The 26,860-nt window shown below is 73.3% G+C and carries 23 protein-coding genes; 15 read left to right on the top strand and 8 right to left on the bottom strand.

Annotation, left to right across the window (positions count from 1 at the left end; translation table 11 throughout):
* Positions 1-109 precede the first annotated feature (109 nt).
* Both ACF1AG_RS24185 and nhaA read left to right on the top strand, forming a co-directional pair.
* A complete protein-coding gene (locus ACF1AG_RS24185; protein WP_359599916.1) occupies positions 110-2,518 on the top strand; it encodes a cation-translocating P-type ATPase in 2,409 nt (802 codons plus the stop codon).
* An 81-nt stretch (positions 2,519-2,599) separates the two neighbouring features.
* A complete protein-coding gene (nhaA, locus tag ACF1AG_RS24180) occupies positions 2,600-4,504 on the top strand; it encodes a Na+/H+ antiporter NhaA (protein ID WP_359599914.1) in 1,905 nt (634 codons plus the stop codon).
* Between the two features lie 79 nt (positions 4,505-4,583).
* Here nhaA and ACF1AG_RS24175 read toward each other — a convergent pair whose 3' ends face one another.
* Positions 4,584-7,739, bottom strand: a complete 3,156-nt coding sequence (locus tag ACF1AG_RS24175) for a sacsin N-terminal ATP-binding-like domain-containing protein (RefSeq protein ID WP_359599913.1) — start codon at positions 7,737-7,739, stop codon at positions 4,584-4,586.
* A gap of 98 nt (positions 7,740-7,837) precedes the next feature.
* Here ACF1AG_RS24175 and ACF1AG_RS24170 point away from each other — a divergent pair, with 98 nt between their 5' ends.
* Positions 7,838-9,100, top strand: coding sequence for an SLC13 family permease (locus ACF1AG_RS24170; RefSeq protein WP_359599911.1), 1,263 nt, complete (start codon positions 7,838-7,840; stop codon positions 9,098-9,100).
* Positions 9,101-9,449: 349 nt separating this feature from the next.
* Positions 9,450-10,124, top strand: coding sequence for a M23 family metallopeptidase (locus ACF1AG_RS24165; RefSeq protein ID WP_391810379.1), 675 nt, complete (start codon positions 9,450-9,452; stop codon positions 10,122-10,124).
* 67 nt (positions 10,125-10,191) lie between these two features.
* Here ACF1AG_RS24165 and ACF1AG_RS24160 read toward each other — a convergent pair whose 3' ends face one another.
* From ACF1AG_RS24160 to ACF1AG_RS24150, 3 genes are all read right to left on the bottom strand, one after another.
* Entirely contained in the window at positions 10,192-10,377 is a 186-nt protein-coding gene (locus tag ACF1AG_RS24160) for a DUF397 domain-containing protein (RefSeq protein ID WP_359605867.1), read from the bottom strand.
* The gene (locus ACF1AG_RS24155; RefSeq protein ID WP_391810378.1) at positions 10,374-11,252 is read right to left on the bottom strand and encodes a helix-turn-helix domain-containing protein; all 879 of its coding nucleotides are present in this window, start codon (positions 11,250-11,252) and stop codon (positions 10,374-10,376) included. The genes ACF1AG_RS24160 and ACF1AG_RS24155 overlap by 4 nt, the downstream gene beginning before the upstream one ends.
* A 120-nt stretch (positions 11,253-11,372) precedes the next feature.
* Positions 11,373-11,738, bottom strand: a complete 366-nt coding sequence (locus tag ACF1AG_RS24150; protein ID WP_033276156.1) for a VOC family protein — start codon at positions 11,736-11,738, stop codon at positions 11,373-11,375.
* 95 nt (positions 11,739-11,833) lie between these two features.
* On the opposite strand from ACF1AG_RS24150, the gene ACF1AG_RS24145 reads away from it, so the two are divergent.
* The 4 genes from ACF1AG_RS24145 to ACF1AG_RS24130 all read left to right on the top strand — a co-directional run bounded on the left by ACF1AG_RS24145 (position 11,834) and on the right by ACF1AG_RS24130 (position 14,555).
* Positions 11,834-12,832, top strand: a complete 999-nt coding sequence (locus ACF1AG_RS24145; RefSeq protein ID WP_391810377.1) for a helix-turn-helix transcriptional regulator — start codon at positions 11,834-11,836, stop codon at positions 12,830-12,832.
* 244 nt (positions 12,833-13,076) lie between these two features.
* Positions 13,077-13,961, top strand: coding sequence for a helix-turn-helix domain-containing protein (locus tag ACF1AG_RS24140; RefSeq protein ID WP_359605875.1), 885 nt, complete (start codon positions 13,077-13,079; stop codon positions 13,959-13,961).
* An 88-nt stretch (positions 13,962-14,049) separates the two neighbouring features.
* Positions 14,050-14,397, top strand: a complete 348-nt coding sequence (locus tag ACF1AG_RS24135; protein WP_359605877.1) for a hypothetical protein — start codon at positions 14,050-14,052, stop codon at positions 14,395-14,397.
* Positions 14,394-14,555 carry a hypothetical protein gene (locus tag ACF1AG_RS24130; protein ID WP_359605879.1) on the top strand — a complete coding sequence of 54 codons (162 nt, stop codon included), beginning with the start codon at positions 14,394-14,396 and terminating at the stop codon, positions 14,553-14,555. Before ACF1AG_RS24135 ends, ACF1AG_RS24130 begins: the two co-directional genes overlap by 4 nt.
* 55 nt (positions 14,556-14,610) lie before the next feature.
* On the opposite strand, the gene ACF1AG_RS24125 is transcribed toward ACF1AG_RS24130, so the two are convergent.
* The gene (locus ACF1AG_RS24125; RefSeq protein WP_359605881.1) at positions 14,611-15,537 is read right to left on the bottom strand and encodes a DUF3027 domain-containing protein; all 927 of its coding nucleotides are present in this window, start codon (positions 15,535-15,537) and stop codon (positions 14,611-14,613) included.
* Between the two features lie 353 nt (positions 15,538-15,890).
* Here ACF1AG_RS24125 and ACF1AG_RS24120 point away from each other — a divergent pair, with 353 nt between their 5' ends.
* From ACF1AG_RS24120 to ACF1AG_RS24105, 4 genes are all read left to right on the top strand, one after another.
* Positions 15,891-17,321, top strand: a complete 1,431-nt coding sequence (locus tag ACF1AG_RS24120; protein ID WP_359605883.1) for an MFS transporter — start codon at positions 15,891-15,893, stop codon at positions 17,319-17,321.
* 82 nt (positions 17,322-17,403) lie between these two features.
* Entirely contained in the window at positions 17,404-17,859 is a 456-nt protein-coding gene (locus ACF1AG_RS24115; protein ID WP_033276150.1) for a hypothetical protein, read from the top strand.
* A 23-nt stretch (positions 17,860-17,882) separates the two neighbouring features.
* Positions 17,883-18,572, top strand: a complete 690-nt coding sequence (locus tag ACF1AG_RS24110) for a futalosine hydrolase (RefSeq protein ID WP_359605885.1) — start codon at positions 17,883-17,885, stop codon at positions 18,570-18,572.
* Positions 18,569-19,426, top strand: coding sequence for a 1,4-dihydroxy-6-naphthoate synthase (locus tag ACF1AG_RS24105; RefSeq protein WP_359605887.1), 858 nt, complete (start codon positions 18,569-18,571; stop codon positions 19,424-19,426). Before ACF1AG_RS24110 ends, ACF1AG_RS24105 begins: the two co-directional genes overlap by 4 nt.
* A 24-nt stretch (positions 19,427-19,450) precedes the next feature.
* On the opposite strand, the gene ACF1AG_RS24100 is transcribed toward ACF1AG_RS24105, so the two are convergent.
* Positions 19,451-19,834, bottom strand: coding sequence for a cold-shock protein (locus ACF1AG_RS24100; protein ID WP_019523900.1), 384 nt, complete (start codon positions 19,832-19,834; stop codon positions 19,451-19,453).
* Between the two features lie 164 nt (positions 19,835-19,998).
* Here ACF1AG_RS24100 and ACF1AG_RS24095 point away from each other — a divergent pair, with 164 nt between their 5' ends.
* Positions 19,999-20,286 (top strand): hypothetical protein, encoded by a 288-nt coding sequence (locus ACF1AG_RS24095; RefSeq protein WP_359605889.1) that lies wholly within the window; start codon positions 19,999-20,001, stop codon positions 20,284-20,286.
* Here the strand turns inward: ACF1AG_RS24095 and ACF1AG_RS24090 are convergent.
* Positions 20,256-20,939 carry an HAD family hydrolase gene (locus ACF1AG_RS24090; RefSeq protein ID WP_359605891.1) on the bottom strand — a complete coding sequence of 228 codons (684 nt, stop codon included), beginning with the start codon at positions 20,937-20,939 and terminating at the stop codon, positions 20,256-20,258. The genes ACF1AG_RS24095 and ACF1AG_RS24090 overlap by 31 nt on opposite strands.
* 332 nt (positions 20,940-21,271) lie before the next feature.
* Entirely contained in the window at positions 21,272-22,258 is a 987-nt protein-coding gene (locus tag ACF1AG_RS24085) for a hypothetical protein (RefSeq protein ID WP_359605893.1), read from the bottom strand.
* A 117-nt stretch (positions 22,259-22,375) separates the two neighbouring features.
* Between ACF1AG_RS24085 and ACF1AG_RS24080 the strand changes: the two genes are divergently transcribed.
* Positions 22,376-25,048 (top strand): helicase-associated domain-containing protein, encoded by a 2,673-nt coding sequence (locus tag ACF1AG_RS24080; RefSeq protein WP_359605895.1) that lies wholly within the window; start codon positions 22,376-22,378, stop codon positions 25,046-25,048.
* 162 nt (positions 25,049-25,210) lie between these two features.
* Entirely contained in the window at positions 25,211-26,854 is a 1,644-nt protein-coding gene (locus tag ACF1AG_RS24075) for a DNA repair helicase XPB (RefSeq protein ID WP_359605897.1), read from the top strand.
* The last annotated feature ends 6 nt before the right edge of the window (positions 26,855-26,860 follow it).

The following is a 26,860-nucleotide window of genomic DNA, read 5'->3' as shown; positions in this document are numbered from 1 at the left end:
GGGGGGACTCCCCCCGCGGTAGGACCCCGGGGGGACGCCCGTCGTCCCCTGGTCGGATCTTCCCCGCTCCAGCGGGTGAAGCACCGGGTCCGCACGTACTGTCGAAGGCATGACGCATCTCGACGCGGGCGACCGGACCGATGCCGTCCGGCCCGCCACGGCCACGTCACCGGCGACCGGTCTGACCTCGGCGGAAGTGGCCGAGCGGGTGGCGCGCGGACAGGTCAACGACATCCCCGTGCGCAGCAGCCGGTCCGTCACGGAGATCATCCGCGCGAACGTCTTCACCCGGTTCAACGCGATCATCGGCGTGCTCTGGGTGATCATGCTGATCGTCGCCCCGTTCCAGGACAGCCTGTTCGGCTACGTCATCCTCGCCAACACCGGCATCGGGATCATCCAGGAGTGGCGGGCGAAGAAGACGCTCGACTCGCTCGCACTGATCGGCGAGGTGCGGCCCACGGTGCGCCGGGACGGAGTGGCCGCCGAGATCGGCACCTCCGAGATCGTGCTGGACGACCTCATCGAGATCGGGCCGGGGGACAAGGTCGTCGTCGACGGGGTGGTCGTCGGGGCGGACGGTCTGGAGATCGACGAGTCGCTGCTCACCGGTGAGGCCGACCCGGTGGTGAAGCAGCCCGGCGACCAGGTGATGTCCGGCAGCTTCGTCGTCGCGGGCGGAGGCTCCTTCCAGGCGACCCGGGTGGGCCGCGAGGCCTACGCGGCGCAGCTCGCCGAGGAGGCGTCCCGGTTCACCCTGGTCCACTCCGAGCTGCGCAGCGGCATCTCCACGATCCTCAAGTACGTCACGTGGATGATGGTGCCGACCGCGATCGGCCTGGTCATCAGCCAGCTCGTGGTCAAGGACAACGAGCTGAAGAACTCGATCGCCCGTACGGTCGGCGGGATCGTGCCGATGGTGCCCGAAGGGCTGGTGCTGCTCACCTCGGTCGCCTTCGCGATCGGCGTGATCCGGCTGGGCCGCAAGCAGTGCCTGGTGCAGGAGCTGCCCGCGATCGAGGGCCTCGCCCGGGTGGACACGGTGTGCCTCGACAAGACGGGCACGCTCACCGAGGGCGGCATGGACGTCACCGAGCTGCGGGTGCTGGGCGACGCCGACGAGACCTACGTACGGAAGGTGCTGGGGGAGCTGGGCTCCGCGGACCCCCGGCCGAACGCCTCCCTGAAGGCGATCATCGACGCGTATCCGGACACCACCGAGTGGCGGCTCACCGACACGCTGCCCTTCTCCTCCGCCCGCAAGTACAGCGGCGCGACCCTCGACGAGGGCGACGGGCGGACCGTCACCTGGCTGCTGGGCGCCCCGGACGTGCTCCTCCCCCACGACGACCCGGCGCTGGCCGAGACCGAGCGGATGAACCACGAGGGCCTGCGGGTGCTGCTGCTGGCGCGCGCCCGTGACGGGGTGAACGCCGACGACCTGGCCGACCCGGCCGCCGTGGACGGCGTACGGGCGGTGGCGCTGGTGGTGCTGGAGCAGCGGCTGCGGCCCGACGCCGCCGACACCCTGCGCTACTTCGAGGAGCAGGACGTCAGCGCGAAGGTGATCTCGGGCGACAACGCGGTGTCGGTCGGGGCGGTCGCCGGCAAGCTCGGTCTGTCCGGCACCACGGTGGACGCGCGCCGGCTGCCCGGGGAACCGGAGGCCATGGCCGACGAACTGGAGGCCGGCACGGTCTTCGGGCGGGTCACGCCCCAGCAGAAGCGGATCATGGTGGGCGCGCTCCAGTCGAAGGGCCATACGGTCGCGATGACCGGTGACGGCGTGAACGACGTGCTGGCGCTGAAGGACGCGGACATCGGCGTGGCGATGGGCTCCGGCTCGGAGGCCACCCGGGCGGTCGCGCAGATCGTGCTGCTGAACAACAGCTTCGCCACGCTGCCGTCCGTGGTGGCCGAGGGCCGGCGGGTGATCGGCAACATCACACGGGTCGCCACGCTGTTCCTGGTGAAGACGGTGTACTCGGTGCTGCTGGCGGTGCTGGTGGTGGCGACGCAGGTGGAGTACCCGTTCCTGCCCCGCCATCTGACCCTGCTGTCCACGCTGACCATCGGCGTGCCCGCCTTCTTCCTCGCCCTCGCCCCCAACAAGGAGCGGGCCAGGCCGCACTTCGTCCGCCGGGTCATGCGGTACGCCGTCCCGGGCGGGGTGCTGGCGGCGCTGGCCACCTTCGCCACGTATCTCCTGGCCCGTAGCCACTACAGCGGCGCGGGCGCGCTCGCCGCGGAGACCAGCGCGGCGACGCTGACGCTGTTCCTGATCTCCATCTGGGTGCTGGCGATCATCGCCCGCCCGTACACCTGGTGGCGCATCGCCCTGGTCGCCGCCATGGCCGGCGCCTTCCTCCTGGTCCTGGCGGTCCCCTGGCTCCAGGACTTCTTCGCCCTGCGCCTGGTGGGCATGACGATCCCCTGGCTGGCGGCCGGCATCGCGGCGGTCACGGCGGTGATCCTGGAGTTCCTCTGGCGCTGGGTGGACCGCAGGTTCCCCGCCTGACCGGGTCGATCGGACGTAATGCCCGATATGTGGGTGACCATGGGAGTCTGCCGCCGCAGGTGATCGGAGACGGAAGACCTCATGAAGCTGCTGCCCCGGAAGAAGTCCGACGAGTCGCAGACACGGTCGAGCAGGGGTGAGCTCGCGGCTCAGCTGGCCGCGCCGGTGCGCAGGTTCCTGGCGACCGAGGCGGGCAGCTCCGGGCTGATGCTGCTCGCGGTGGTGATCGCCCTGATCTGGGCGAACTCCGGCTGGTCGGAGTCGTACTTCTCGCTGTGGCACACCGAGGCGTCCGTCTCGGTGGGCGACGCGGAACTGGCGATGGACCTGGGGCACTGGGTCAACGACGGGCTGATGGCGCTGTTCTTCTTCGTCATCGGGCTGGAGGTCCGCTACGAGCTGTCCGTCGGCTCGCTGAACGACCGCCGCCGGATCATGATCCCGGGCCTCGCGGGCATCGGCGGCATGCTCGTGCCGGTGCTGTTCTACCTGCTGATCGCCCCCGGCACGGAGGCCGCGAACGGCTGGGGCATCGTCATCGGCACCGACACGGCGTTCCTGCTGGGCGCGCTCGCCGTGGTCGGCCCCCGCTTCGTCACCCAGCTGCGGATCTTCCTGCTGGCCATCACCGTCATCGACGACATCGTCGCGGTCACCGTCATCGGCGTCGTCTACTCCGGGTCGATCCAGCTGCCGGAACTGATCGCCGCGCTGCTGCTGGGCGCGGTCCTGTCGTCGCTGTCCCGGTTCGACGTGTGGCGGGCCGTCCCGTACGTGCTGATCGTGCTGGTGATGTGGTACCTGACCCTGAACGCCGGGCTGCACGCGTCCATCGCGGGCATGCTCGGCGGTCTGCTCATCCCCGCGCGCGAGCCGTCCCGCGAGGGCGTCGAGCAGGCGACGCGGCTGTTCCGGGCCTTCCGTCAGTCGCCCCGCGCGGACGTGGGCAGGACCGCTCGCAAGGGCCTGCAGAAGGCCGTCTCGGTCAACGAACGCCTCCAGATGTATCTGCACCCCTGGTCCAGCTATGTCGTCGTCCCGGTGTTCGCCCTGGCCAACGCGGGTGTCGATCTGCGCGACGGCGTCCTCACCGACGCGCTGGGGTCCGCCCTCACCTGGGCCGTGGTCGTTGGTCTCGTCGGCGGCAAGCTCATCGGCATCTGGGGCGGGGCGCGGCTCGGCACCCGGTTCGGTCTGGGCGAGCTGCCCCCCGGGGTGGGTCAGGGCCATGTGCTGGGCGGCGCGGCCCTGTCCGGCATCGGTTTCACCGTCTCCCTGCTGATCGTGGGACTCGCCTTCAACGACGAACCGGAGCTGCTCGCCCGGGCGACCGTCGGCGTGCTGCTCGCGGCGGTGATCGCCACCCTCGTGGGCTGGCTGGCGTTCCGGCTCTCCACGATGCTCGGCGGCAAGACGGACGCGGACCTGCCCCGCTACCTGGACCGGCTGGTCGACCCGGACACGGACCACATCCTCGGCCCGGTCGACGCGCCGCTGACGCTGGTGGAGTACGGCGACTTCGAGTGCCCCTTCTGCGCCCGCGCCACCGGCGTCACCAAGGAGCTGCGCAACCGCTTCGGCGACCGGTTCCGCTACGTCTTCCGGCACCTGCCGCTCCCCGACGTCCACCCGCACGCCGAGCTGGCCGCGCGGGCTGCGGTCGCCGCGGGCGCCCAGGGCCGCTTCTGGGAGATGCACGACCTGCTCTACCAGCACCAGGACGAGATGGAGTTCGAGGACACCGTCGTCTACGCCATCGACCTGGGCCTCGACATGGAGAAGTTCCTGAAGGACCTCGAGTCCGACTGGGCGGCCGAACGGGTCCGCCAGGACGCCCGCAGCGCGGAGGCGAGCGGCGTCCAGGGCGCCCCGACCTTCTTCATCGGCAACCGTCGGCACACGGGCCCGTACGACGCGGAGACGCTGGCGCGGGAGCTGGAGCAGCTGGAGTTCGAGGGGTCGGGGGCGACGCCCACGGAGCCCTGATCCGTCCCCGGGGCTCCGCCCCGGGCCCTCGGACGCCGGAGGGACTGCGTGCGGCCCCGTCCGGCGTCCGGGGCCGAGGTCAGTCGAACCAGCGGTCCCTCGCCAGTTCCTCCGTCCGTGACGGGTCCTCCAGCAGCGCCGCCACCTCGAACCGCCGCGGCCACTGGCCCGCCGCCCAGGCGAGGCCCGCGGCCACCCCCTCCAGGGTGGACGCGTGCAGCACCCCGTCGTCGGTGAGGCGCCAGTCGATCTCCACCCCGTCCACGACGAGCTCCTCGTGCTCGACGTAGGACTCCGGGGTCCGCGGGCCCAGCAGGACCCGCACCGGCTCCGGCACCTCGTGCTCCGTGCCCTCGGAGTCCACCCGGCCGGTGACGGACTCGCTGAGGCGGCGTACCTGGAACAGTTCCGCGAGTTCGGCGGCCCGTGCCGGGCGGACCGGAAGCAGGGCGACGCCGGAGGTGAACGGCAGCAGGTCGGGCGAGTCGACGACCACCGCGTCGGAGGCGTCCACCGTCTCCACCCGCCCGTCGACGACCGCGCGCAGCTCGTCCGGCAGGGTCACCTGCTCGGGGTCCAGCTCCGCGAGCGCCCCGTACAGCCCGTGCAGCTGCGCCGCCGTGACCGGGCGGCCGGGGTCGGCGAGGCGTTCCAGCAGTTCCGCCGCGCCGCCCGGCTCGTCCAGCAGCGCCGCGACCGACGTGCGCACGCCGAGCGCCCGCAGCACCTGCTCGTCGTCGAAGCCGGTCGCGTCGGCCTCGTCGTAGAGGCCGCGCAGCAGCGGGTCGCCGCCCGCCGCGCGCAGCCCGGCCGGGCGGCGCCCGCCGAGCACGGGGTGGCCGCGCAGCCACCACGCGGTGTACGGCCGTACGGTCTCGTGGGTGCCGTCGTGGAGCAGGATCCGCACCGGCTCGACCAGCGCGTCCCGCAGCGGTGGCCGGGAGAGCAGGGCGAGCGCCTGCGGCCAGCGGTCGTCGTCCACCAGGTCGAGGTCGCGTACGGCGACGATCTCGGTGGCGACGGGCGGGACCGGGGCGTCGGGGAAGCGGTCGAGGATGTCCTCGGCCCACACGTCGACGGCGTCCAGCAGCCCCGGGTCGTCCGGCTCCGCGTAGTCGCTCTCCCGCGGCTCCAGCTCGTCCGGGTCGAGGACGACGTCGGTGGCCCGCACCAGCGCGAAGTCGACGAGCACCCCGCATGCGGCCAGCGGCTGCTCGCCCCACTTCGCGGCGAGGTCCGCGTCCACGGCGGGCAGCTCGCCCTCCCGCATGACCTGAGCGAAGGGCCCGCCGGGGAAGACGAGTTCGCAGGCCGGGGAGAGTTCACCGTCCTCGTCGGGCAGCGCGAGGGCGCCCAGCCAGGGCTCGTCGCCCGGTTCGAGTCCGGCGTCGCGGACCAGGCCGAGCACGGTGTCGGCGAGTTCGTCGGCGTCCGGGGCATCCTCCTCCCAGTTCACGCCGCCCTCGTCGTCGAGCGACGCGGCGACGGCGGCCCGCACCTGCGGGGTGGTGAGCACCGCGCGCGGGGTCGCGGGCAGCGCGCCCAGCTTCTCCAGGAGCGGGTGCGCGGCGTCCGGGTGGGCGACCTTGAGGCCGAGCCGGGCCAGCAGCTCGGGTTCGAGGGCCGCGTCGGGGGTGGGCAGCAGCACCTGCCGGGGGCCGATCGTCGTGCGCCCTCCCCCGGAGCCGAAAGCCTGGGCGGCGCCCCCGGCGAGCGGCACGGGGAGTCCGGACAGCCGCTCGGGGTCGACGCCGGCGAGGCTGTCGTAGAGCCGCCGCCACCAGTCGGGGGACTTCTCCAGTCCGGCCAGCCGGTCGACCGCGTCGGTCAGCGGCACCCGCGCGACCCCGAGGGTGCGCAGTTCGGCGCGCCGTTCCAGGCCGGCGGGCAGCAGCGTGGGAAGCACCTCCGCCAGCACCCGTACGGTGTCGGCGCCCGCACCCTCGACGATCTCGGCGTCGCGCGGGCGCAGCGCCTCGGGCAGCTCGAAGTCGTCGTCGGCGACGGGAACGGCGGCGGGCGGCAGGAAGGCGGTGCGCGGCAGCCGCTCCAGGATCGCCGCGCGCAGGGCGCCGTCCAGTTCGCCCTTGCCGAGCGGGCCGGGCACGAGGTCGATGGCGCCGGCGGTCACCGGGCGCCAGTCGGCCAGGAGCCCGGCGTAGGCGTCGGCGGCACGCTGCACGAGGAAGTCGGTGAGGGGGCCGGGGGCGGCGTGCCGGCGGGTGGAGTCCAGCGGCAGGGAGGCGATGAGCAGGGCGGGGACGCCGAGCGGCTCGTCGCTGGGGGTGGGCGCGTGGACCACGGGGGCGGTGCGCGGCCGGGCGGGTGCGCCGTCGGGGCCGACGGGGACGGCCCAGGTGACCGACCAGTGCGGGCGCAGCCGCTCCTCGACGGGCCGGCCGGCGAGCAGTTCGGGGGTGAGGGCGCCGTGCGCGGCGGCGGTGCGCCAGCGGGTGACGCCGTCGCGGGAGTCGGTGACCACGGTCAGGTCGCCGTCGGTGCTGCGGCTCAGCGTGCGGGGCGCGTCGTCGCCGGTCTCGACGACGACCTCCTCCAGACCCGGCAGGGCGAGCAGGAGGGCGTCGTCGACGGCGTGCAGCAGCCGCTCGGCGAGGTCGGCGGCGGCGGTGTCGCGCAGCGGCAGGATGACGGCGGTGTCGTACGGGTCGGGGGCGGTGCCCTCGGCGGCGAAGGGGAGCCGCAGCAGCGGTACGTGCCCGTCACGGCGGCGGACCTCGTCGCCGAGGCCGGGGCTGTGCCGGGCGGTGTCCCGCGCGAGGTCACGCGCCTCGGCGAGCGACCAGCGCACCCCGCCGTGCCGGCCGACGACGGCGGGCTCGTCGGTGACGGCGAGCACGGCGGCGAAGCCGACGCCGAACCGTCCGACGGCCCGGTCGGGGGCGTCCCGCTTCGCGGAGGCGCGCAGCGTGGACAGCGATTCGACGCCGGCCGCGTCCAGCGGGGCGCCGGTGTTCGCGGCGACGAGGACCCCGTCCCGGAGGGTGAGCCGGAGGCGGCCGGGCACGCCGGCCCGGGCGGCGGCGTCGGCGGCGTTCTGCGCGAGCTCGACGACGAGCCGGTCCCGGTAGCCGCCGAGGACGAGGTCCTCCTCGGCGTTGGCGTCCTCGCGGAACCGGGCGGGACTGGTGGCCCAGGCGTCCAGGACCCCGCGCCGCAGACGCGCGGTACCGAACGGGTCGGCACCCTCGGCGGCGGGCCGCACGAACTTGCTCACGTTGACTCTCCTCATCGGGCCCTGATCTGCGTGAGGTCGAAGGTACCGCTCCGCGACACCACGGGGACGCGGTGTCCGGGACGCCGCCCGCTGCGTGGATGATCAGCACCGTGCTGCTCGAATCGCTGTCCGTCGCCGCGCTGGCCGTGGTGCTGGTGTGTGCCGTCGTCCGTCCCTTCCGCTGGCCGGAGGCCGCGTTCGCGGTGCCCGCCGCCGGGGTGGTGATCGCGACGGGCGCGATCACCACGGAAGCCGTGCGGGAGGAGGCGGAGCGGCTCGGCCCGGTGATCGGCTTCCTCGCCGCCGTGCTGGTGCTGGCCAAGCTGTGCGACGAGGAGGGCCTCTTCCACGCGTGCGGCACCTGGATGGCCCGCTGGTCCCGGCACCGCCCGCGCCGGCTGCTGGGCGCGGTGTTCGCGCTGGCCTCGCTGATCACCGCGGTGCTCAGCCTGGACGCGACGGTGGTGCTGCTGACGCCGGTCGTGTTCGCCACCGCGACCCGCATGGGCGCCCGCCCCGCCCCGCACGTGTACGCGGGCGCGCACCTGTCGAACACGGCGTCCCTGCTGCTGCCGGTGTCCAATCTGACGAACCTGCTCGCGTTCACCGCGACGGGCCTGACCTTCACGCGGTTCGCGCTGTTGATGCTGCTGCCGTGGCTGGCGGCGATCGCCGTGGAGTACGTCGTCTTCCGCCGCTTCTTCGCCGCCGACCTCGCGGCGGGGCCCTCCGCGCCGGACACGGCGGGCGAGCCGGCGGAGGTGCCGGTGTTCGCGCTGGTCACGGTGGCGGCGACGCTCGCCGGGTTCGCGGTGGCGTCCGCCGTCGGGGTGGATCCCGCGTGGGCGGCGGCGGCCGGGGCGGGCGTGATGGCGGTACGGGCCCTGACCCGCCGCCGCACCAGCGCCCTACGGCTGCTGCGCGCCGTGGACCTGCCGTTCCTGGCGTTCGTGCTGGCGCTGGGCGTGGTGGTGCGGGCGGTGCTGGACCAGGGTCTCGGAGATGCGCTGGACGCGGTCCTGCCCGACGGCACCGGGCTGCTGTCCCTGCTGGCGGTCGCCGTGCTGGCGGCCCTGCTGGCGAACCTGATCAACAATCTGCCCGCCGTGCTCGCCCTGGTCCCGCTGGCCGCGCCGTCCGGCCCCGGCGCGGTCCTCGCGGTCCTGCTCGGCGTGAACATCGGCCCGAACCTCACCTACGCGGGTTCGCTCGCCACCCTGCTGTGGCGGCGCATCGTCCACCACCACGAGCACGAGGTGAGCCTGGTGCGCTTCACCCTGCTCGGGCTGGCCACGGTTCCGGCCGCGCTCGTGGTGTCCACGGCCGCCCTCTGGCTGTCGCTGGAACTGTTCGGCACCTGAGTACGGCGCTGCGGCCCCGAATACGGAGACCCACGCCACATTCATGTGGGGCCCTCGGTGACATGCTCCACAGGGCTCGACGGGTGTACTACCCGGAATAGTGAAGAAATGCCCGATTTCAAATCGGACATAAAGGGCGCAAGCCTGATCGATCGGCTTGAAATGGGGGTTTTGCCCTCTATCAAGGGTTCCGTCAAGAGACGTGCATCTCATGCCCTATGTACGACGTTACGTCGTAGGTCACACCTTTGCGGCATTTGACCGGAGGCGGTTACCAAGGAACAGCCATCACGGCACGGACCCCGTTCCGCCGATGGCATCCCCAAGTCCCCTCCCCCATGAGGTTTCGATGTTCGAGCGCGTCACGTCCCGTTTCCCCCGCATGACCGTCACCCGCACCCGCGCCGCCGTCATGGCAGCCGGTCTGGGCTCCACGGCCGTCCTGGGAGCCGGGGTCGCGGTCGCCGCCTCCGGCAACTCCGCCGCGTCCGGCACCGCCACGTCGGTCCAGGCGCAGTCCGCCGCACAGGCCGAGGCCGCGAAGACGCAGGCCGTGAAGTCCTCCGCGGTGAAGAAGGCTGCCGAGGCCGCCAAGAAGTCCACCGCGTCCTGGGTCTCCCCGGTCAAGAGCTACAAGCTGTCCGCGAGCTTCGCGCAGAACGGCGGCATGTGGGCCTCCAAGCACTCCGGCCAGGACTACGCGGTCCCGACCGGCACCCCGGTCGTCGCCGCCCACGGCGGCACGGTCGTGAAGGCCGGCGGCAACGGCGCCGGCGACGGCCCCGCGTACGGCAACGCCATCGTGATCAAGCACGGCAACAAGACGTACAGCCAGTACGCCCACCTGTCGTCCGTGAACGTGAAGGTCGGCCAGGTCGTGAAGACCGGCCAGAAGATCGCCTCGTCCGGCAACACCGGCAACTCCAGCGGTCCGCACCTGCACTTCGAGATCCGCACCACCCCGAACTACGGCTCCGCCGTCAACCCGGCGACCTTCCTGCGCAACCACGGCGTCAACCTCTGACGCAGGTCCGCACCCCCACGCGCCCCCGAGGCCGGCCCCAGGCCGGCCTCGGGGGTTCGTCGTGCGTTCAGGCCTGCCGCACGCAGGGAAGGAAACGCGCCCACGCGTCCGGGGCGAAGGCCAGCCGGGGGCCGGTGGTGTCCTTGGAGTCCCGGACGTGGACGGTCTGGGGGGTGAGGGCGAGTTCGACGCAGGAGTTGCCGTCGTTGCCGCCGCTGTAGCTGCTCTTGAACCAGTTCAGCTCACTGCTCATGCTTCTCCCAGCAGTTGTCGGACGAAGGCCAGCGACTCACGCGGAGGGAGCGCCTGCGCTCGGATCGTTCCATACCGCAGCTCGAGGATGCGAAGTTGTCGTGGATCCGAGGTCGGGCGGCCGTTGAACGCGCCGTCGGAGCGCCCCATCGCCGTGCCGTCGTCGAACTTCAGCAGCTCGATCCTGCCGTCCAATCCGGAGTGGGTCTCGCAGTCCGTCGGCATCACCTGGAGCACGACGTGATGCAACTGCGCGACGTCCAGCAGCCGTTGCAGCTGCTCCCGCCAGGCGGCCCGCCCGCCGACGGGGCGGCGGAGCACGCCCTCCTCCATGACGAAGCTGAGCGCCGGGCACGGATCACGGTCGAAGACCGTCTGGCGGGCCAACCGTGCGGCCACCATGCGCTCCACGTCGTCCGGCGAGTAGGGCGGCTGAGCCGCACCGATCACCGCACGAGCGTGTTCCGGCGTCTGCAAAAGGCCGGGGATGATGTGGCACTCGTAGAGGCCGATCTCGACCGCACGGGCCTCCAACTTACCGAGCGCACGCACCTTCCTGGGATAACGGACCTTCTTGACGTCCTCCCACGCGGCCGACAGGAGGCCCCCGGCCTCCAGCAGCTCGTCCGCCCGGTCCAGGAACTCCTGGCGAGGAATCCGCTTCCCGCTCTCGATCTTGTAAATCATGTCCTCGCCGTAGCCGACGGCCCGGCCGAAGTCGGGAACCCTCAGCCCCGCCGCCTCGCGGCGCAGCTTGATCTGCCGGCCCACGGTGGTGATGACCGCGACGCCCCACTCGTCGTCGGGGTCCACCTCCCAGCCCGGCTCGTCCGCCTCGTCGTCGTGCCGACCCGGCTCCGCCTCCACCGCCGTCATCCCGCACCTCTCCCTCGGATCCGTCCGTGACGCACCCCGGCGCCCTACCCGCACCAACGGCGGGTACGGCGCCGACGGCTACGGACGACCTCCGGACAGTGACCGGACACACACGACGTGTCAGCGCGTGAAGAAGTTGACGAGGTTGCCGTCGGGGTCGCGGAAGAGCAGGGAGCGGTTGCCCCACGGCATGGTGGCGGGTCCGTTGACGACGTCGGTGAGGGCGTCGCCCAGCTCCTTGTGGACGCGGTCCACGTCGTCGACGTGGAACTCGACGATCGCGCTGTGGTTGGCCGCCGGGCGGGCGGAGCCGGGGGCGAACATCGGGACGGTGGCGGTGCCGGCGATCGCGAGCGTGGCGCCGTCGGTCCGCAGTTCGGCGAAGTGCTCGGTGGCCCAGGTCGCGGGCACGCCCAGGACGCGCTCGTAGAAGGCGACGAGGCGGGCCACGTCGGCGGTGATGATGCGGACGGATGCGAACTGCATGGGAAATCTCCTCGGCCGTACGGAAGGCGTGCACGGTCGACCGTAGAAGCGATACCGGACAGAACCCGCCCGGTATCCGCAGTAACTTTGTGCGTATGCCTCGACCCGCCGCCCGCGTGCTGACCCTGCTGGACCTGCTGCAGTCCGGCGGGACCCGGACCGTGGCGGAACTGGCCGACCGGCTCGGCGTGGACGGACGGACCGTGCGGCGGTACGTGGACCAGCTGATCGAACTGGACGTGCCGGTGGAGTCGGTGCGCGGGCGCTACGGCGGGTACCGGCTGGGGCCGGGTTATCGCGTGCCGCCGCTGATGTTCGGCGACGAGGAGGCGCTGGCCGTGCTGCTCGGGCTGGTCGCCGGGCGGAGGGCGCGCCTGACGACGGCCCAGCGCACGGCGAACGAGACGGCGGCGGCGAAGATCCGCCGCGTGCTGCCCCGGCATCTGGCCGGCCGACTGGACACCCTGATGGAGTCGCTGTCCTTCACGGAAGAGCCCGGGGAGTTCGCGAGCCCGGACGCGGACGTGCTGCTCACCCTGGCCGACGCGGTGCGCCACCGCCGGCCCGTCTCCGTCAGGTACACCGACCGCGAGGGGCGCCGCAGCGACCGCACCCTGCATCCGTACGGGATCGTGGCGCACGCGGGCCGGTGGTACGTCACCGGCAGGGACGCGGACCGTGACGAGGACCGCACGCTCCGGCTGGACCGCATCGCGGACGCACGCACCCTGCCGGGCTCCTTCGAGGTGCCCGAGGGCACGGACCCGGCGGCCCGCGTGGTGACGGGCTTCGCGACGGCCGCGTACCGGTACGAGGTGACCCTGCGCGTCCGGGCGACGCCCGAACACATCCGCGCCCACCTGCCCCCGACGGTCGCGACCCTGGAGGAACTCGAGCCCGAGTGGCAGCGTGTCGGTGTCCACGCGGAAAGCCTGGACTGGCTGCCGCCCGTACTGGCCGCCCTGGACCGGCCCTTCGTCATCGAAGCCCCCGCCGAACTCCGCACCCTCATGTCCGAGTTCGCCGCGCGCCTCACGGCGTACGCCCACCGGACCGGCTCAACCATCGCTACGGCACCGGAACCCGGGACTTGATGCTCCGGTGCCGTCGGCGCCTACCCCCTCAAGAACCTGGGGGAAAGAACCCCACCGAGCCCCACCCCTCCCGCCCGCAGGGCGTGATCACTCGGGCGAGTGAACATCCGCCGCTCGGCTGGCTTTTCGAGACCTCCGCACCTCTACGCTCAGCGCAACAGAACGCGAAAAAGACTTCGGCCCCCGCCGGGATTGCCGTCCCAGTGCGAGGGCCTGACCACCAAGGAAGACAAGGCCCTTCCCGATGGATACCCAGAACCCTAGCGCGCCCTCGCGCGCCCAGTCAGCCGTCGCCGGCAATCCGACCCGATCGCGTCACCACACCGGCGGTGTCATCCACGACAACACCCGCCACACCGAGCGTTTCACTGTGATCGGCAACCACCTCACCCAGCACAGGGAACTCTCCCTGCTGGCCATCGGCCTCGGCTGCCACATCCAGTCGCTCCCCACCGGCGCCCCGGCCGACATCAAGTCCCTGGCCGCCCGCTTCAAGGAGGGCACCACCCGCATCGCCGCCGCCCTGCGGGAACTGGAAACCCACGGCTACCTCCGCCGCGAACGCGTCCGCACCGCCACCGGCCGGATCCTCACCCGCACGACGTCTTGCAACCAGCCGGGCCGCCGACGCGAGGCGGCGACCACCGACTGCCCCGCACCACGGCCCCGGCAAGCCACAGCCGACCGCGCACCCCAGCCCCGCCCCCGCAAGGCCCTCCCCGCCGTCCCCCAGCCCACCCAGGCCGCCGCCGTCGCCCTCCAGCAGCAGGCCGCCGACCTCCTCACCGCCCTGCGCCGCCACGACCCCCGCCTCCTACTCTCCGCCACCGACACCGCACACCTCGCCCCCGGCGTCATCGCCTGGCTCGAACGCGAGGTCGCCCCCACCACCGTCCGCCACGCCCTCACGGCCGACCTTCCGGCCGACGCCCTCCGCCGCCCGGCAGCCCTCCTCGCCCACCGCCTGACCGCCCAACTGCCACCCCCACCCCCATACCGCGCCCCGGCCGCCCCGCCTCCCGTCCGCCACGCCCTCCGCTCCTGCGACGGCTGCGACCGCGCCTTCCGCGCCCCGCAGACGGAAACCCACTGCCGCGACTGCCGCACGGCCACACCATTCACCCGTTGAGCAGGACAAAGACACCGTCATGTTCGCGCACGAATACCTCGGCCGCCCCGGACGACTACCCTGGCCCGTGCACTCCCGGGAGGACTCCATGAGCACCCAGGCCGACCACGGACACGAGCTGGTTCCCCGTCCCGAACAGACCCCCGACGCCCTACGGGCCGCCCTCGCCGTCGTCGACCCGAAGCGCCTGCCCGAGATGCAGCGGACGAAGGACGAGGCTTTCGCCAAGGCCGTGGAGTGGCAGTCGCTCAGCCCGGTACGGAGCTGGGTACTGGCCTGGGCACGGGACATCGAGATCGCCCGCCGTCCCGACCTCTCCTCCCGTCATGCCCGCGCCAGGAGCAACCTGGAACACGAGGACGCCACGACCGCCAGGGAAGCTCTCCGGGAGCTGAGCGCCGTCCTCGACGAAGCGATGAAGGCAGTCCGCGCTTGAGCTGGACCCGGGAGTACGTCTTCGGCGCCGAGGAGGCCGCCCGCACCGCCCCACCTGCTTTCCTCACCGAGATCGAGCGCAAGGCCGACGAACTGGTGAGGGCCGCCGAGGCGCAGTACCTGCACGGCCCCACACACGACGGAGACGATCCGAAGTGAGCAAGGCGCCTGAGAGAGGCAGCACGCCGACGCGGCGTGCCGCCCCCGGGCGGCGCTACGAGTGCCCCAGCTCCGCCGACGACTCGTCCTCCGTGGCCGGGACCGAGCCGGAGTCGGGGGACGGGCGGAGGGGGAAGGGATCGACGCGGGTCTCGTCGATGACCGGCGGGGCCGGCTGCGCGGGCTTCGGCATGACCGCGGCCTCCGAGTGGCCGCCGCAGCCGTAGGCGAGGGAGACGACCCGGCCGTCGGCCGGGGAGAACTCGTTGGCGCACACGCCGAACGCCTGGCCCAGCGAGCCGCCGATCGGGGCGAGGAAGCCGCAGGACATGCAGGAGGCGGGGGCCGCCTGCGCCATCGGGGTCTTCGGGCCGAACGCCTCCTCCCAGCGGTCGGCCGCGGCGTGCAGGCCGTACCGGGAGAGGACGCGGGCGCGGCGCATGCCCAGTTCCTCGGCGAGCGCGGCGATCGAGCCGCGGGACGGGGCGACGGTCTGCTCGGCGGGGCCGCCGCCTGTCACCTCGGCGTCCTCGGCGTCCGCGAGGTCCGCCAGGTCCTCGGTGAGCGCCGAGTTCGGCGGCGGCTCCTCCGCGCCGGTGTAACCGGGCTCCAGGCGCAGGTCGTCCGCCTCGGTGGGCAGCAGGTCGCCGGGGCCCATGTCGCCGGGGCGCAGCCGCTCGCTCCACGGCACCCACTCGGGTGCCAGGACGGCGTCGGGTCCGGGCAGCAGGACGACCTCGTCCACCGTGACGATCTTGGCGCGGGAGGCGCGGGCGACGGTGACGGCCCAGCGCCAGCCGCGGTAGCCGAGCTCGCGGCACCCGAAGAAGTGCGTGACGACGCGGTCGCCCTCGGAGACCATCCCCTCGTGCTCGCCCACGACCCCGGGCGCGGCGGCCTCCTCGGCTGTGGCGCGGGCGAGGTCGACGGCCTCGGCGCACAGACGGTCGGGGGTGCGGCTTCGCGTTGTCGCTGCGCTCACAGGTATCGCTTCTCTCCTACGCCGTCTCACGAGTGCGCCACTCCCAGCTCGGGGGGCGGACGGAGCGGACCGGGGGACCGCGTCGACGTCCGCGCCGCATCGTGCTCGGGCGCGCCCACCATCCATTCTGCGGGATGGCTGAGATACGCACGCTACCTGCTCGCGTGCGCTGGGCCTACACCGACGGTTGTTACGGAACGGCGCGCGCCGGTTTGTCGGGCGTCTGCGGGCGGCGTCGGACGGCCGCGGAGCCTCCGCCCGCGCCCCGGCGCGTTCGGCCGTACAGTGGCACCGAAGGCCCCGCCCCCGGTGTTACGGCACTACGCACCGCCATCTCGGGGCACTATGACGTCGTGGCTACCGCGAGGACACCCCAGGACGCCACCGGTACCGGTGGGCCCGTGGGGGGCAAGGGACGCGGCCGCCGCCTCGGATCGGTCCGGGCGGGCGGCCGTCTCCGTGCGCTCGGCCGGGCACTGCGCTTCCCGGTGACCGGAACCGCTCGCGGCATCCGCAAGGTGACCCACGCGCACGGCGCGGGCGAGTCCGGCCTCGGCAAGCTGATCGAACTGCACGGGGTGAACGGCGCGGGCGACGTGATGATCACCGTCGCGCTGGCCTCCACCGTGTTCTTCTCCGTCCCCACCGACGAGGCGCGCGGGCGCGTCGCCCTGTACCTGGCCATCACGATGGCGCCGTTCACCCTGCTCGCCCCGGTCGTCGGGCCGCTGCTGGACAAGCTGCCGCACGGCCGCAGGGCCGCCATGGCGGGCGCGATGCTCGCGCGTGCGCTGCTCGCGCTGGTGCTGTCCGGCGCGGTGGTCAGCGGCGGCCTCGAGCTGTACCCGGCGGCGCTGGGGGTCCTGGTGGCATCCAAGGCGTACGGGGTGGTCAGAAGCGCCGTCGTGCCACGGCTGCTGCCGCCCGCCTTCTCCCTGGTGAAGGCGAACTCGCGGGTGACCCTCGGCGGGCTGCTCGCCACCGGCATCGCCGCGCCGATCGGTGCGGGGCTCCAGCAGATCGGGCCGCGCTGGCCGCTGTACGGGGCGTTCGTGCTGTTCGTGACGGGCATGCTGCTGTCGTTCCGGCTGCCGCCGAAGGTGGACTCCGCCAAGGGCGAGGCCGTCGCGCTGCTCGCCGCCGACGAGCAGCATCTGCACGGCCCGCACCGCAGGGCGGAGAAGCCGGGACTGCGCACGGTCGGCCCGGCGGTCACCCACGCGCTGGCCGCCAACGCCTCCATCCGCTGCCTCACCGGCTTCCTCATCTTCTTCCTGGCGTTCCTGCTGCGCGAGCATCCGATGACGGGTCAGAGCGCGGCCGTGTCGCTGGGCATCGTCGGCGTGGCGGCGGGCGCGGGCAACGCGCTGGGCACGGCGGTCGGGGCGGGGCTGCGGTCCCGCGCGCCGGAGATCATCATCGTGACGGTGGTGGCGGTGGTGCTGGGGGCGGCGATCACGGCGGCGGTGTTCTTCGGCGCGGTGCTGGTGGCGTGTCTCGCGGCGGTCGCCGGGTTCGCGCAGGCGCTGGCCAAGCTGTCGCTGGACGCGCTGATCCAGCGGGACGTGCCGGAACAGGTGCGGACGTCCGCGTTCGCCCGGTCGGAGACGCTGCTGCAGATGGCGTGGGTGCTGGGCGGCGCGATCGGCATCGCGATGCCGCTGATCGGCGGCCTGGGGCTGGCGGTGGGCGCGGCGATCGTCGGCGCGGGCTGGCTGACGACGGTCCGCGGGCTGCTCCGTTCGGCCCGTCACGGGCACGCGGGACGCCCGCGAGTGGCGTAACCGGGGGCCACGCCGTACCCCACGTGGCGGACGGGGCACACCTGCCCGATAGCCTTCCGCCATGACCACGTTGCAATCCGCTGTGCGACGCCGCCGCGCCGTCGCCGCCGCCGGCGCCGTATCCGCCGGACTGCTTCTTCTGTCCGCCTGCGACAAGCCCACGGCGATCTCCACGATCACGGTGGGCAGCGACTCGGTGAGTTCCGAGGCGACCTGCGGCGGCGAGGGCAAGGCCCTCACCACCGAGGCCCTCAACAAGTGCCTCCAGGACAAGGGCATCGACGAGATCAAGGTCGACCCCACGGAGACCGTGCGCTTCGGCGTGGACCCGGAGATCGCCGACCACGGCTGGACGATCCTGCTGAACGGCCAGCCGCTCGTCGAGTCGACCAAGAAGACCTACCAGGCCATCCCGGGCAGCGTGTTCTTCAACGCGCAGTACGGCGCGCAGGGCGACTCGACCCTGGTGTCCGTCAAGGAGGGCGAGGACGAGGCCACCGGTCTGTGGTCCTTCCGGCTGAAGAAGGACGAGGACTGATCACGTCCCTCGCACGCGTCCTCGTGGCCACCGCGGTCCCCGCCGAGCGGGACGCGGTGGCCGAGGCGTTCCCGGGGCCGGTGCGGAAGCGGGAGCTGCCCGGCGCGGTCGTCCATGAGACCGCCGGCGGGCCCGGCCTGCTGGCCGCCGGGGTCGGCCCGGCGCTCGCCGCCGCGTCGACGGCCGTCGCACTGACCGCCGCCGCCCTGGAGGGCCGCCCCTACGGCCTCGTCGTCTGCGCGGGGATCGGCGGCGGCTTCGCGCCGGACGCGCCCCTCGGGTCCCTCGTCGTCGCCGACGCGATCACCGCGGCGGACCTGGGCGCCGAGACGGCCGAGGGATTCCTGCCGGTGACCGAGCTCGGCTTCGGCACCGTCACCCACCACCCGCCCGCGTCCCTGGCCGCGGCGGCCGCCGCCGCGTCCGGCGCGCGCACCGGCACCGTCCTCACCGTGTCCACGGTGACCGGCACCGCCGCCCGCGCGGACGCCCTGCGCGCCCGCCATCCCCGCGCCCTCGCCGAGGGCATGGAGGGTTTCGGGGTCGCCGAGGCCGCCGCCGCGCAGGGCGTGCCCGTCCTGGAGGTGCGGGCGGTCTCGAACCCCGTCGGCCCGCGCGACCGCGCCGCCTGGCGCATCGGCGACGCCCTGTCCGCCCTCACCGAGGGCTTCGGGAAGCTCGCGCCCGTACTGGAGAGTTGGAACACGGCATGACCACCAGTGAGCAGCAGCGGCTGCGCATCGCCTACTCGCCCTGCCCGAACGACACCTTCGTCTTCGACGCCCTCGCCCACGGCCGAGTGCCGGGCGCGCCCGGACTCGACGTCACCTTCGCCGACATCGACATCACCAACGGCATGGCCGAGCGCGGCGAGCTGGACGTGCTGAAGGTGTCGTACGCGGTGCTGCCGTACGTCCTCGACGAGTACGCGCTGCTGCCCTGCGGGGGCGCGCTGGGGCGGGGCTGCGGGCCGCTGGTGCTGACCCGGGAGCCGGGCGTGGACCTCACGGGCCGCACGGTCGCGGTGCCGAGCGAGAAGTCGACCGCGTACCTGCTGTTCCGGCTGTGGGCGGCGGACGTCGTCCCCGGAGGTGTGGGCGAGATCGTGGTGATGCCGTTCCACGAGATCATGCCCGCCGTACGGGACGGGAAGGTCGACGCCGGTCTCGTCATCCACGAGGCGCGCTTCACCTACCAGAACTACGGGCTGCACAAGCTCGCGGACATGGGCGAGCACTGGGAGAACACCACCGGGCTGCCGATCCCGCTCGGCGCGATCCTCGCGCGGCGCGCGCTCGGCGAGGAGACGCTGACCCGGCTCGCGGACTCCGTCCGCGCGTCCGTGCGGGCGGCCTGGGACGACCCGGAGGCCTCCCGCCCGTACGTGATGGAGCACGCCCAGGAGATGGACCCGGCCGTCGCCGACCAGCACATCGGGCTGTACGTCAACGAGTTCACCGCCGACCTCGGTGAGGACGGCTACGCGGCCGTGCGCGGGCTGCTCACGCGCGCGGCGGCCGAGGGGCTCGTACCTCCCCTCGGCCCGGACGCGCTGCGGTTCCCCTGACGCGGTCCGTCCCGCGACGGGGGTCTAGACGTCGAGCTGGTCGGCGACCGCGCGGAGCAGTCCGGCGATCTTCTTGCCGGCCGCGCGGTCCGGGTAACGGCCCCGCTCCAGCGACGGCGTGATGTTCTCCAGCAGTGTCGTGAGGTCCTGCACGATCGAGGCCAGTTCGTCGGGCTTCTTGCGCTGGGCGGCCGCGACCGACGGGGTCGGATCCAGGATGGTCAGGGAGAGGGCCTGGTCGCCGCGCTGCCCGGCGACCACCCCGAACTCCACGCGCTGGCCCGGCTTCAGGGCCTCGACTCCGGCGGGGAGGACCGAGGAATGCACGAAGACGTCGCCGCCGTCGTCACGGGAGAGAAAGCCGAAGCCCTTCTCGCTGTTGAACCACTTGACCTTGCCGGTAGGCACGTCTGTCCTCGTCCTCGTACTCGTCGGGAAAATTGCATCGGAAAACGGCTCTTGATAGCACTCGGGCGGGCCCGATGACCCGCCGGTACCAAGGCTAATGGTCTTCGAGCCGGTGACAAGACGTCACCGCGTCGTTCCCTCGCGCAGGGAACTACCCTGGTCCGGTGCGCGACAAAACCCAAGCGAATTCCGCCCAGCCCGGTGACGGCCTCGTCCGTGCCGGCGCCCTCGTCTTCTTCGTCGGCGCCGTGGCCACTCTGGTCACGGTCGCCCCGCTGTTCCTCGGGACGACGCCCTTTCCGACGTACATGTTCGGATTGAGCATGCTCATGGGCGTCGGATTCGTCATCGCCGGTGCGGGCGTACTGCGTTCCGCCGCCGAGGGGCGACGGCGGGCCCGGGCCGCTCGTGCGGGTTCCGGTCAGTTGTCCGAGCAGATGTCCGAGCGGTAGTCCGAGCAGTAGTCCGAAAACCAGCGGGGGAATTCCGTCAGGTCCGTGAGAACGGTGTCCGCTCCGGCCTCCCTGAGTTCTTCAGCGCCGCACGGTCCGGTGGCGACCGCTACGGACACCGCGTCCGCGGTGCGCGCTCCGCGCACGTCGCCGGTGTGGTCACCGACGTAGACGGACGCGCCGTGCTCCCGCAGCGCCAGCGCCTTCTGCTCGGCCCACAGGCCGCCGATCACCGCGTCCGGCTCGATGCCGAGGTGCGCGAGGTGCAGCTTGGCGTTGGGCTCGTACTTCGCGGTCACCACGATCGCCCGCCCGCCCCGCGCGCGTACGGCGGCTATCGCGTCCCGCGCACCGGGCATCGCGAGCGCCGGCGTGATCGCGTACTCGGGGTACATCGCCCGGTACAGCTCCGCGACCTCCTCGACCCGCTCGGCCGGGAACCAGTTCACCAGCTCCTCCACCAGCGGCGGCCCCAGTCGGCTGACGGCCAGATCGGCATCGACGTAGGTCCCGGTCCGCTCGGCCAGAGCCACGTAACAGGCCCGGATCCCGGGCCGCGAATCGATGAGCGTCATGTCGAGATCGAACCCGACGGTGGGCGCGGTGGTCCTGCCGGACGGGGTGGGTGGGGTCACGTTGGCCATGCGGGCCATTGTCCGCCATGCCCCTGCGGGGCCGGGTGCCTCCCCGGCTGCGGGCAGTCCGCGGCAGGCCGCGCAGTTCCCCGCACCCCTGACGCGCGCCACAGCAGCAGGCAGTCGTGCCGCCGGGACGGCACGGGCGGGCGCAACCGCACCCCGCCAACGCCGGACGCGGGCAGTCCGCGGCAGGCCGCGCAGTTCCCCGCACCCCTGACGCGCGCCACAGCAGCAGGCAGTCGTGCCGCCGGGACGGCACGGGCGGGCGCAACCGCACCCCGCCAACGCCGGACGCGGGCAGTCCGCGGCAGGCCGCGCAGTTCCCCGCACCCCTGAGGGACGCCTCCTCAGCGTTGCCGCTGCGACCTCCACACCAGGAACAGCGCCGACATCACCGCCGCCGTGCGGATGACCCACGGCCACGTCTCCGTGAGCGCCGTGTTCATCTGGCCCTCGGGGACGGGGGCGCCCCATCGGCCCACCGCGCGGCCCCAGAGCCAGACCATCCCCCCGATCAGCGACAGCCCCGGCAGGACCACCACCGCCGCCTTCACTTCCCCACGCGTCAGCCGGCGCGAGGCGTACGCGATCAGCCACCCCAGGATCAGCGCGAACCAGTTCCCCAGCACCGCCCCGGCCACCAGCGACGCCGCGGCGATCAGCAGCAGCGGGTTGCTCCATCGCCGTGACGGCAGTCGCAGCAGACGGCGACGGGCGGGGACGGCGACCTCCTCGGCCTCCTCCGCCGCCTCGGCGGCTGGCGCCGGCTCCTCCTTCGACGCCGGCCGCTTCAGAAGCTCAGGGATCTCCACCCCGCCCACGAACCCCGGCACCTCGTCCCCCACCCCGAAGGGACTGCTGTCCACCCGCCACCAGTCGGGCTGGCTCCCGCTGTCACCGACCTCGTGGATACCGGCCCGATGCGGCGGCGACGGCACGTCGGCCGGGGCGGCGGGCGGAGCCGCGGTCTCGGGCGTGGACGACCGGGGCCGGGGCACGACCTTCCGGAACACCCCCGCCGCCTTCGCCTCCCGCTGCACGGGAACACGCGCCGGCCGCTCCCGCTCCGACGCGCCCGGCGCGGGCCCGGACGCGGAACCGGGCGTCGAGTCCTCCGCCTTGGAGACCACCTCCGTGGGCGTCCCCATCCGCGCGATGATGCGCCGCACCGCCGCCGGCGAGTCCACCACGGCCTTGGCACGACGCCGGTCGATCTCGTCACGGAGCTCCGCGACCAGCCGCATCCGCGCCGCCGACGGCAACTGCCGTTGCTGCGCCACGTCGCCGACGCGGCTCAGATACTCGTAGACGACCTGGTCACTCTCGATACCCACGAAGTCCCCTCCGGGACGGATGCGTCGGGACACCGTCGCCCGACGGTACCGCGAGTGCGGCGACCCGACCCAACTCACGGCACGCCACGGACGTACCCACCCGCTAACGTGATGCGGATGAGCACCGAGGAGAACCCCGCGGCGGCCCCCCGATCCCTCGCCGAGGCGCTCCGGGGGCGGGACGACGTCTCCCTGGCCGCGCTCCTGCGCAGCCGGCCGGATCTCATCACGCCCGTGCCCACGGACCTGACCCAGCTCGCCACCCGCGCGGGCACGCGCGCCTCCGTGGTCCGCGCGCTGGAGCGCCTCGACCGGTTCACGCTGCAGACCGCGCAGGCGCTGGCGATCGCGTCCGACCCGGCGACGTACGACGAGCTGCTCGGGCTGATGGCGGGCGACGACGGCGACCCGGCGGTGTCCGCCGCGCTGCCGCACGCCCTCGGCACGCTCCGCGAACAGGCCCTGGTGTGGGGCGGTGACGACCGGCTGCGTCTGGTGCGCACCGCCCGCGAGCTGCTGGCGCCGTCGCCGCAGCACCCGTCGCCGACGGGGCTCGGCCCGACCGTGCGGGAGGCCGGGGCGGGGATCTCGCCGGGCCGTATCCAGGAGATCGTGGCGACGGCCGGGCTGCCGTCGACGCACGACTCCGTCTCCGCGCTGGAGGCGCTGACCGGCCTCTTCAACGAGCCTGAACGAATGTCCGCGCTGCTCGACCAGGCGCCGAGCGAGTCGGTGGAGGTGCTGGAGCGACTGGTGTGGGGCCCTCCGTACGGGCAGGTCACCGCCGATCCGGCGCCCCGGCTGCGCTGGCTGCTCGACCGGGGGCTGCTGCTGCCGACGGCGCCCGGCACGGTCGTGCTGCCTCGCGAGGTGGCGCTGCGGCTGCGCGCCGGGCGGGCGCACCGGACGACGGAGCCGGTGCCGCCGCCCGTGGAGGCGGCCGCCGCGCACCGGCCGCAGATGGTGGACGCGACGGCGGCCGGCCAGGCGTACACGGCGCTGGCGACCGTCGAGGAGCTGCTGAAGGACTGGCACGAGGGCGGCCCGGCGGTGCTGCGGGCGGGCGGGCTGAGCGTCCGGGACCTCAAACGGACCGCCGTGGCGCTGGACGTGCCGGAGCCGGTGGCCGCGTTCTGGGTCGAACTGGCCTATGCGGCCGGGCTGCTGGCGTCCGACGGTGAGGCCGACGAGCGGTACGCGGCGACCCCGGCGTACGACGAGTGGCTGGAGCGGCCGGCCGGCGAGCGGTGGGCGCGGCTGGCCACGGCGTGGCTCGCGGCGACCCGGACGCCAGGGCTGGTCGGGGAACGGGACGCGAAGGACCGCACGCTGTCGGCGCTCGGCCCGGGCCTGGACCGCTCGGCCGCACCGGAGGTCCGGCGCCGGGTGCTTGCCCTGCTGGCGGGACTCCCGGAGGGCGCCGCTCCGGACACCGGGTCGATGCTGGCGCGGCTGCGCTGGGAGCGGCCCCCGCGCGCGGACCGCACCGGGGGCGGCACGCCCTCCCCTTACGCCCGCCGGACGCCTGCGCACCCCGCCGAGCAGGCGCGGGGTGCCGCGGCCCGCGCGGGCGGGATCGGGGTGCCGGGGTATCCGGCCGACGGCGCGAGCGGGGAGGGCGGGGACGACGACCTGCGGTCCCGGCTGGCGCGCTGGACGCTGGCGGAGGCGGAGATGCTCGGTGTCACCGGACGCGGCGCCCTCTCCTCGCACGGGCGGGCGCTGATCGGCGCGCCGCCCGCTCCCCGGCACGCGGACACGCAGACCGAGCCGACGGGGCCGGGCGACAAGCTGCCCGTGCACCACCGGCAGGCCCCGCCGCCCGTTCTCTCCCCCGCCGGGCAGGCGACCGCCGCCGCGGCCGCCGCCCGGCTGCTCGACCCCCTGCTGCCCGAGCCTCTGGACCACGTGCTGCTCCAGGCCGACCTGACGGCCGTCGCGCCCGGCCCGCTGGAGCGGCCGCTCGCCGACATGCTGGGCGTGCTCGCGGACGTGGAGTCGAAGGGCGGGGCGACCGTCTACCGGTTCACGCCCGCCTCGGTACGGCGCGCACTGGACGCCGGGCAGTCCGCGGCCGACCTGCACGCCTTCCTCGCCGCCCACTCCCGTACGCCGGTGCCGCAGCCGCTGGCGTACCTCGTCGACGACGTGGCCCGTCGGCACGGGCACCTGCGGGTGGGCGCCGCCTCGTCCTACGTGCGGTGCGACGACGACGCGGTGCTGAACGAGATCCTGGCCGACAAGCGCGCCGCCGGGCTGGGGCTGCGGCGGCTCGCCCCGACGGTGCTGGCGGCGCGGACCGACCCGGCGGCCCTGCTGGAGGGGCTGCGGGCGATGGGGTTCGCGCCGGCCGCGGAGTCCGCGGAGGGCGATGTGCTGATCGCCCGCGCGGACGCGTACCGCACGCCTCCGCGGACGCCTCCCGAGCCGGTGCCGGACGGGCCGCCCGTGCCGGACGACACGTTGCTCGCCGCCGCGATCCGGGCGGTTCGGGCGGGTGATCTCGCCTCCACGGCGCCGCGCAAGCCTGTCGCCGGGTCGGCGGGTGCGGCGCCGGGGGAGCTGCCGCGCACCACCGCCGCGGACACGTTGGCCGGCCTGCAGGCTGCCGTGCTCACCAACGACGCGGTGTGGATCGGGTACGTCAACGCGGAGGGCGGTGCCAGTCAGCGGGTCATCGCGCCGATCAGGGTCGAGGGCGGGTTCGTGACGGCCTACGACCACACTGCGGACGAGGTCCGCACCTACCCCCTCCACCGGATCACGGGTGTCGCAGAGCTGGCGGACTGATCCGCCCGGCGGGTGGGCGCGGGTTCGTCGTGGTCTCTCGCACAGTTCCCCGCGCCCCCTGAGGGGGGGGCGCTTCGGGGACGGTGTGGAATGCGATCAGGCAAACTGGACGTTTGGCCGTGCAGTGCCCGTGCCGAGCCCGTCGCAGAAAGGCAGCCGCGCGTGAATGGTCCGCTCATCGTCCAGTCAGACAAAACCCTGCTCCTCGAGGTCGATCACGAGCAGGCCGACGACTGCCGTCGCGCCATCGCGCCGTTCGCCGAACTGGAACGCGCCCCCGAGCACATCCACACCTACCGGGTGACGCCGCTCGGCCTGTGGAACGCCAGGGCGGCGGGCCACGACGCCGAGCAGGTCGTCGACGCGCTCGTGCAGTACAGCCGCTACCCCGTGCCGCACGCGCTGCTCGTCGACATCGCCGAGACGATGGACCGCTACGGCCGGCTGAGCCTGGTCAAGCACCCCGCGCACGGCCTCGTCCTCACCACCACCGACCGCCCGGTCCTGGAGGAGGTGCTGCGCTCCAAGCGCGTCGCCCCCCTCGTCGGCGCCCGCCTCGACCCCGACACGGTCCAGGTGCACCCCTCCGAGCGCGGTCAGATCAAGCAGACCCTGCTCAAGCTGGGCTGGCCCGCCGAGGACCTCGCCGGGTACGTGGACGGCGAGGCACACCCGATCGAGCTGCACGAGGACGGCTGGGCGCTGCGCCCGTACCAGAAGCAGGCCGTGGAGAATTTCTGGCACGGCGGATCCGGCGTCGTCGTCCTGCCCTGCGGCGCCGGAAAGACGCTGGTCGGCGCGGGCGCGATGGCGCAGGCGAAGTCGACCACGCTGATCCTCGTCACCAACACCGTCTCGGCCCGCCAGTGGAAGCACGAGCTGGTGAAGCGGACGTCGCTCACCGAGGAGGAGATCGGCGAGTACAGCGGCACGAAGAAGGAGATCCGCCCGGTCACCATCGCCACCTACCAGGTGCTGACGACGAAGCGGAAGGGCATCTACCCCCACCTGGAGCTGTTCGACTCCCGCGACTGGGGCCTGATCCTCTACGACGAGGTGCACCTGCTGCCCGCGCCCGTCTTCAAGTTCACCGCCGACCTCCAGGCCCGCCGCCGCCTCGGTCTGACGGCGACCCTGGTGCGTGAGGACGGCCGCGAGTCCGACGTCTTCTCGCTGATCGGCCCGAAGCGGTTCGACGCGCCGTGGAAGGAGATCGAGGCGCAGGGCTACATCGCGCCCGCCGACTGCGTCGAGGTCCGCGTCAACCTCACCGACTCCGAGCGGCTGGCGTACGCGACGGCCGAGCAGGAGGAGAAGTACCGCTTCTGCTCGACGACCGCCACCAAGCAGAAGGTGACGGAGGCGATCGTCCGCCGCTTCGAGGGCCAGCAGATCCTCGTCATCGGCCAGTACATCGACCAGCTCGACGAGCTCGGCGAGCACCTGGACGCGCCCGTCATCAAGGGCGAGACGTCCAACGCCCAGCGGGAGAAGCTGTTCGAAGCGTTCCGGCAGGGCGAGCTGAGCGTGCTGGTGGTGTCGAAGGTCGCGAACTTCTCCATCGACCTGCCGGAGGCGACGGTCGCCATCCAGGTGTCCGGCACCTTCGGCTCCCGTCAGGAGGAGGCGCAGCGCCTCGGCCGTGTGCTGCGGCCGAAGGCGGACGGTCACCAGGCGCACTTCTACTCCGTGGTCGCCCGCGACACCATCGACCAGGACTTCGCGGCGCACCGCCAGCGGTTCCTGGCCGAGCAGGGGTACGCCTACCGGATCGTCGACGCGGACGAGCTGCTCACGGAGAGCTGAGGGCCT

It is taken from the genome of Streptomyces sp. NPDC014764 (genome assembly GCF_043082785.1).
GTDB lineage: Bacteria > Actinomycetota > Actinomycetes > Streptomycetales > Streptomycetaceae > Streptomyces > Streptomyces althioticus.
This window is presented reverse-complemented; position numbering and strand designations above follow the sequence as displayed.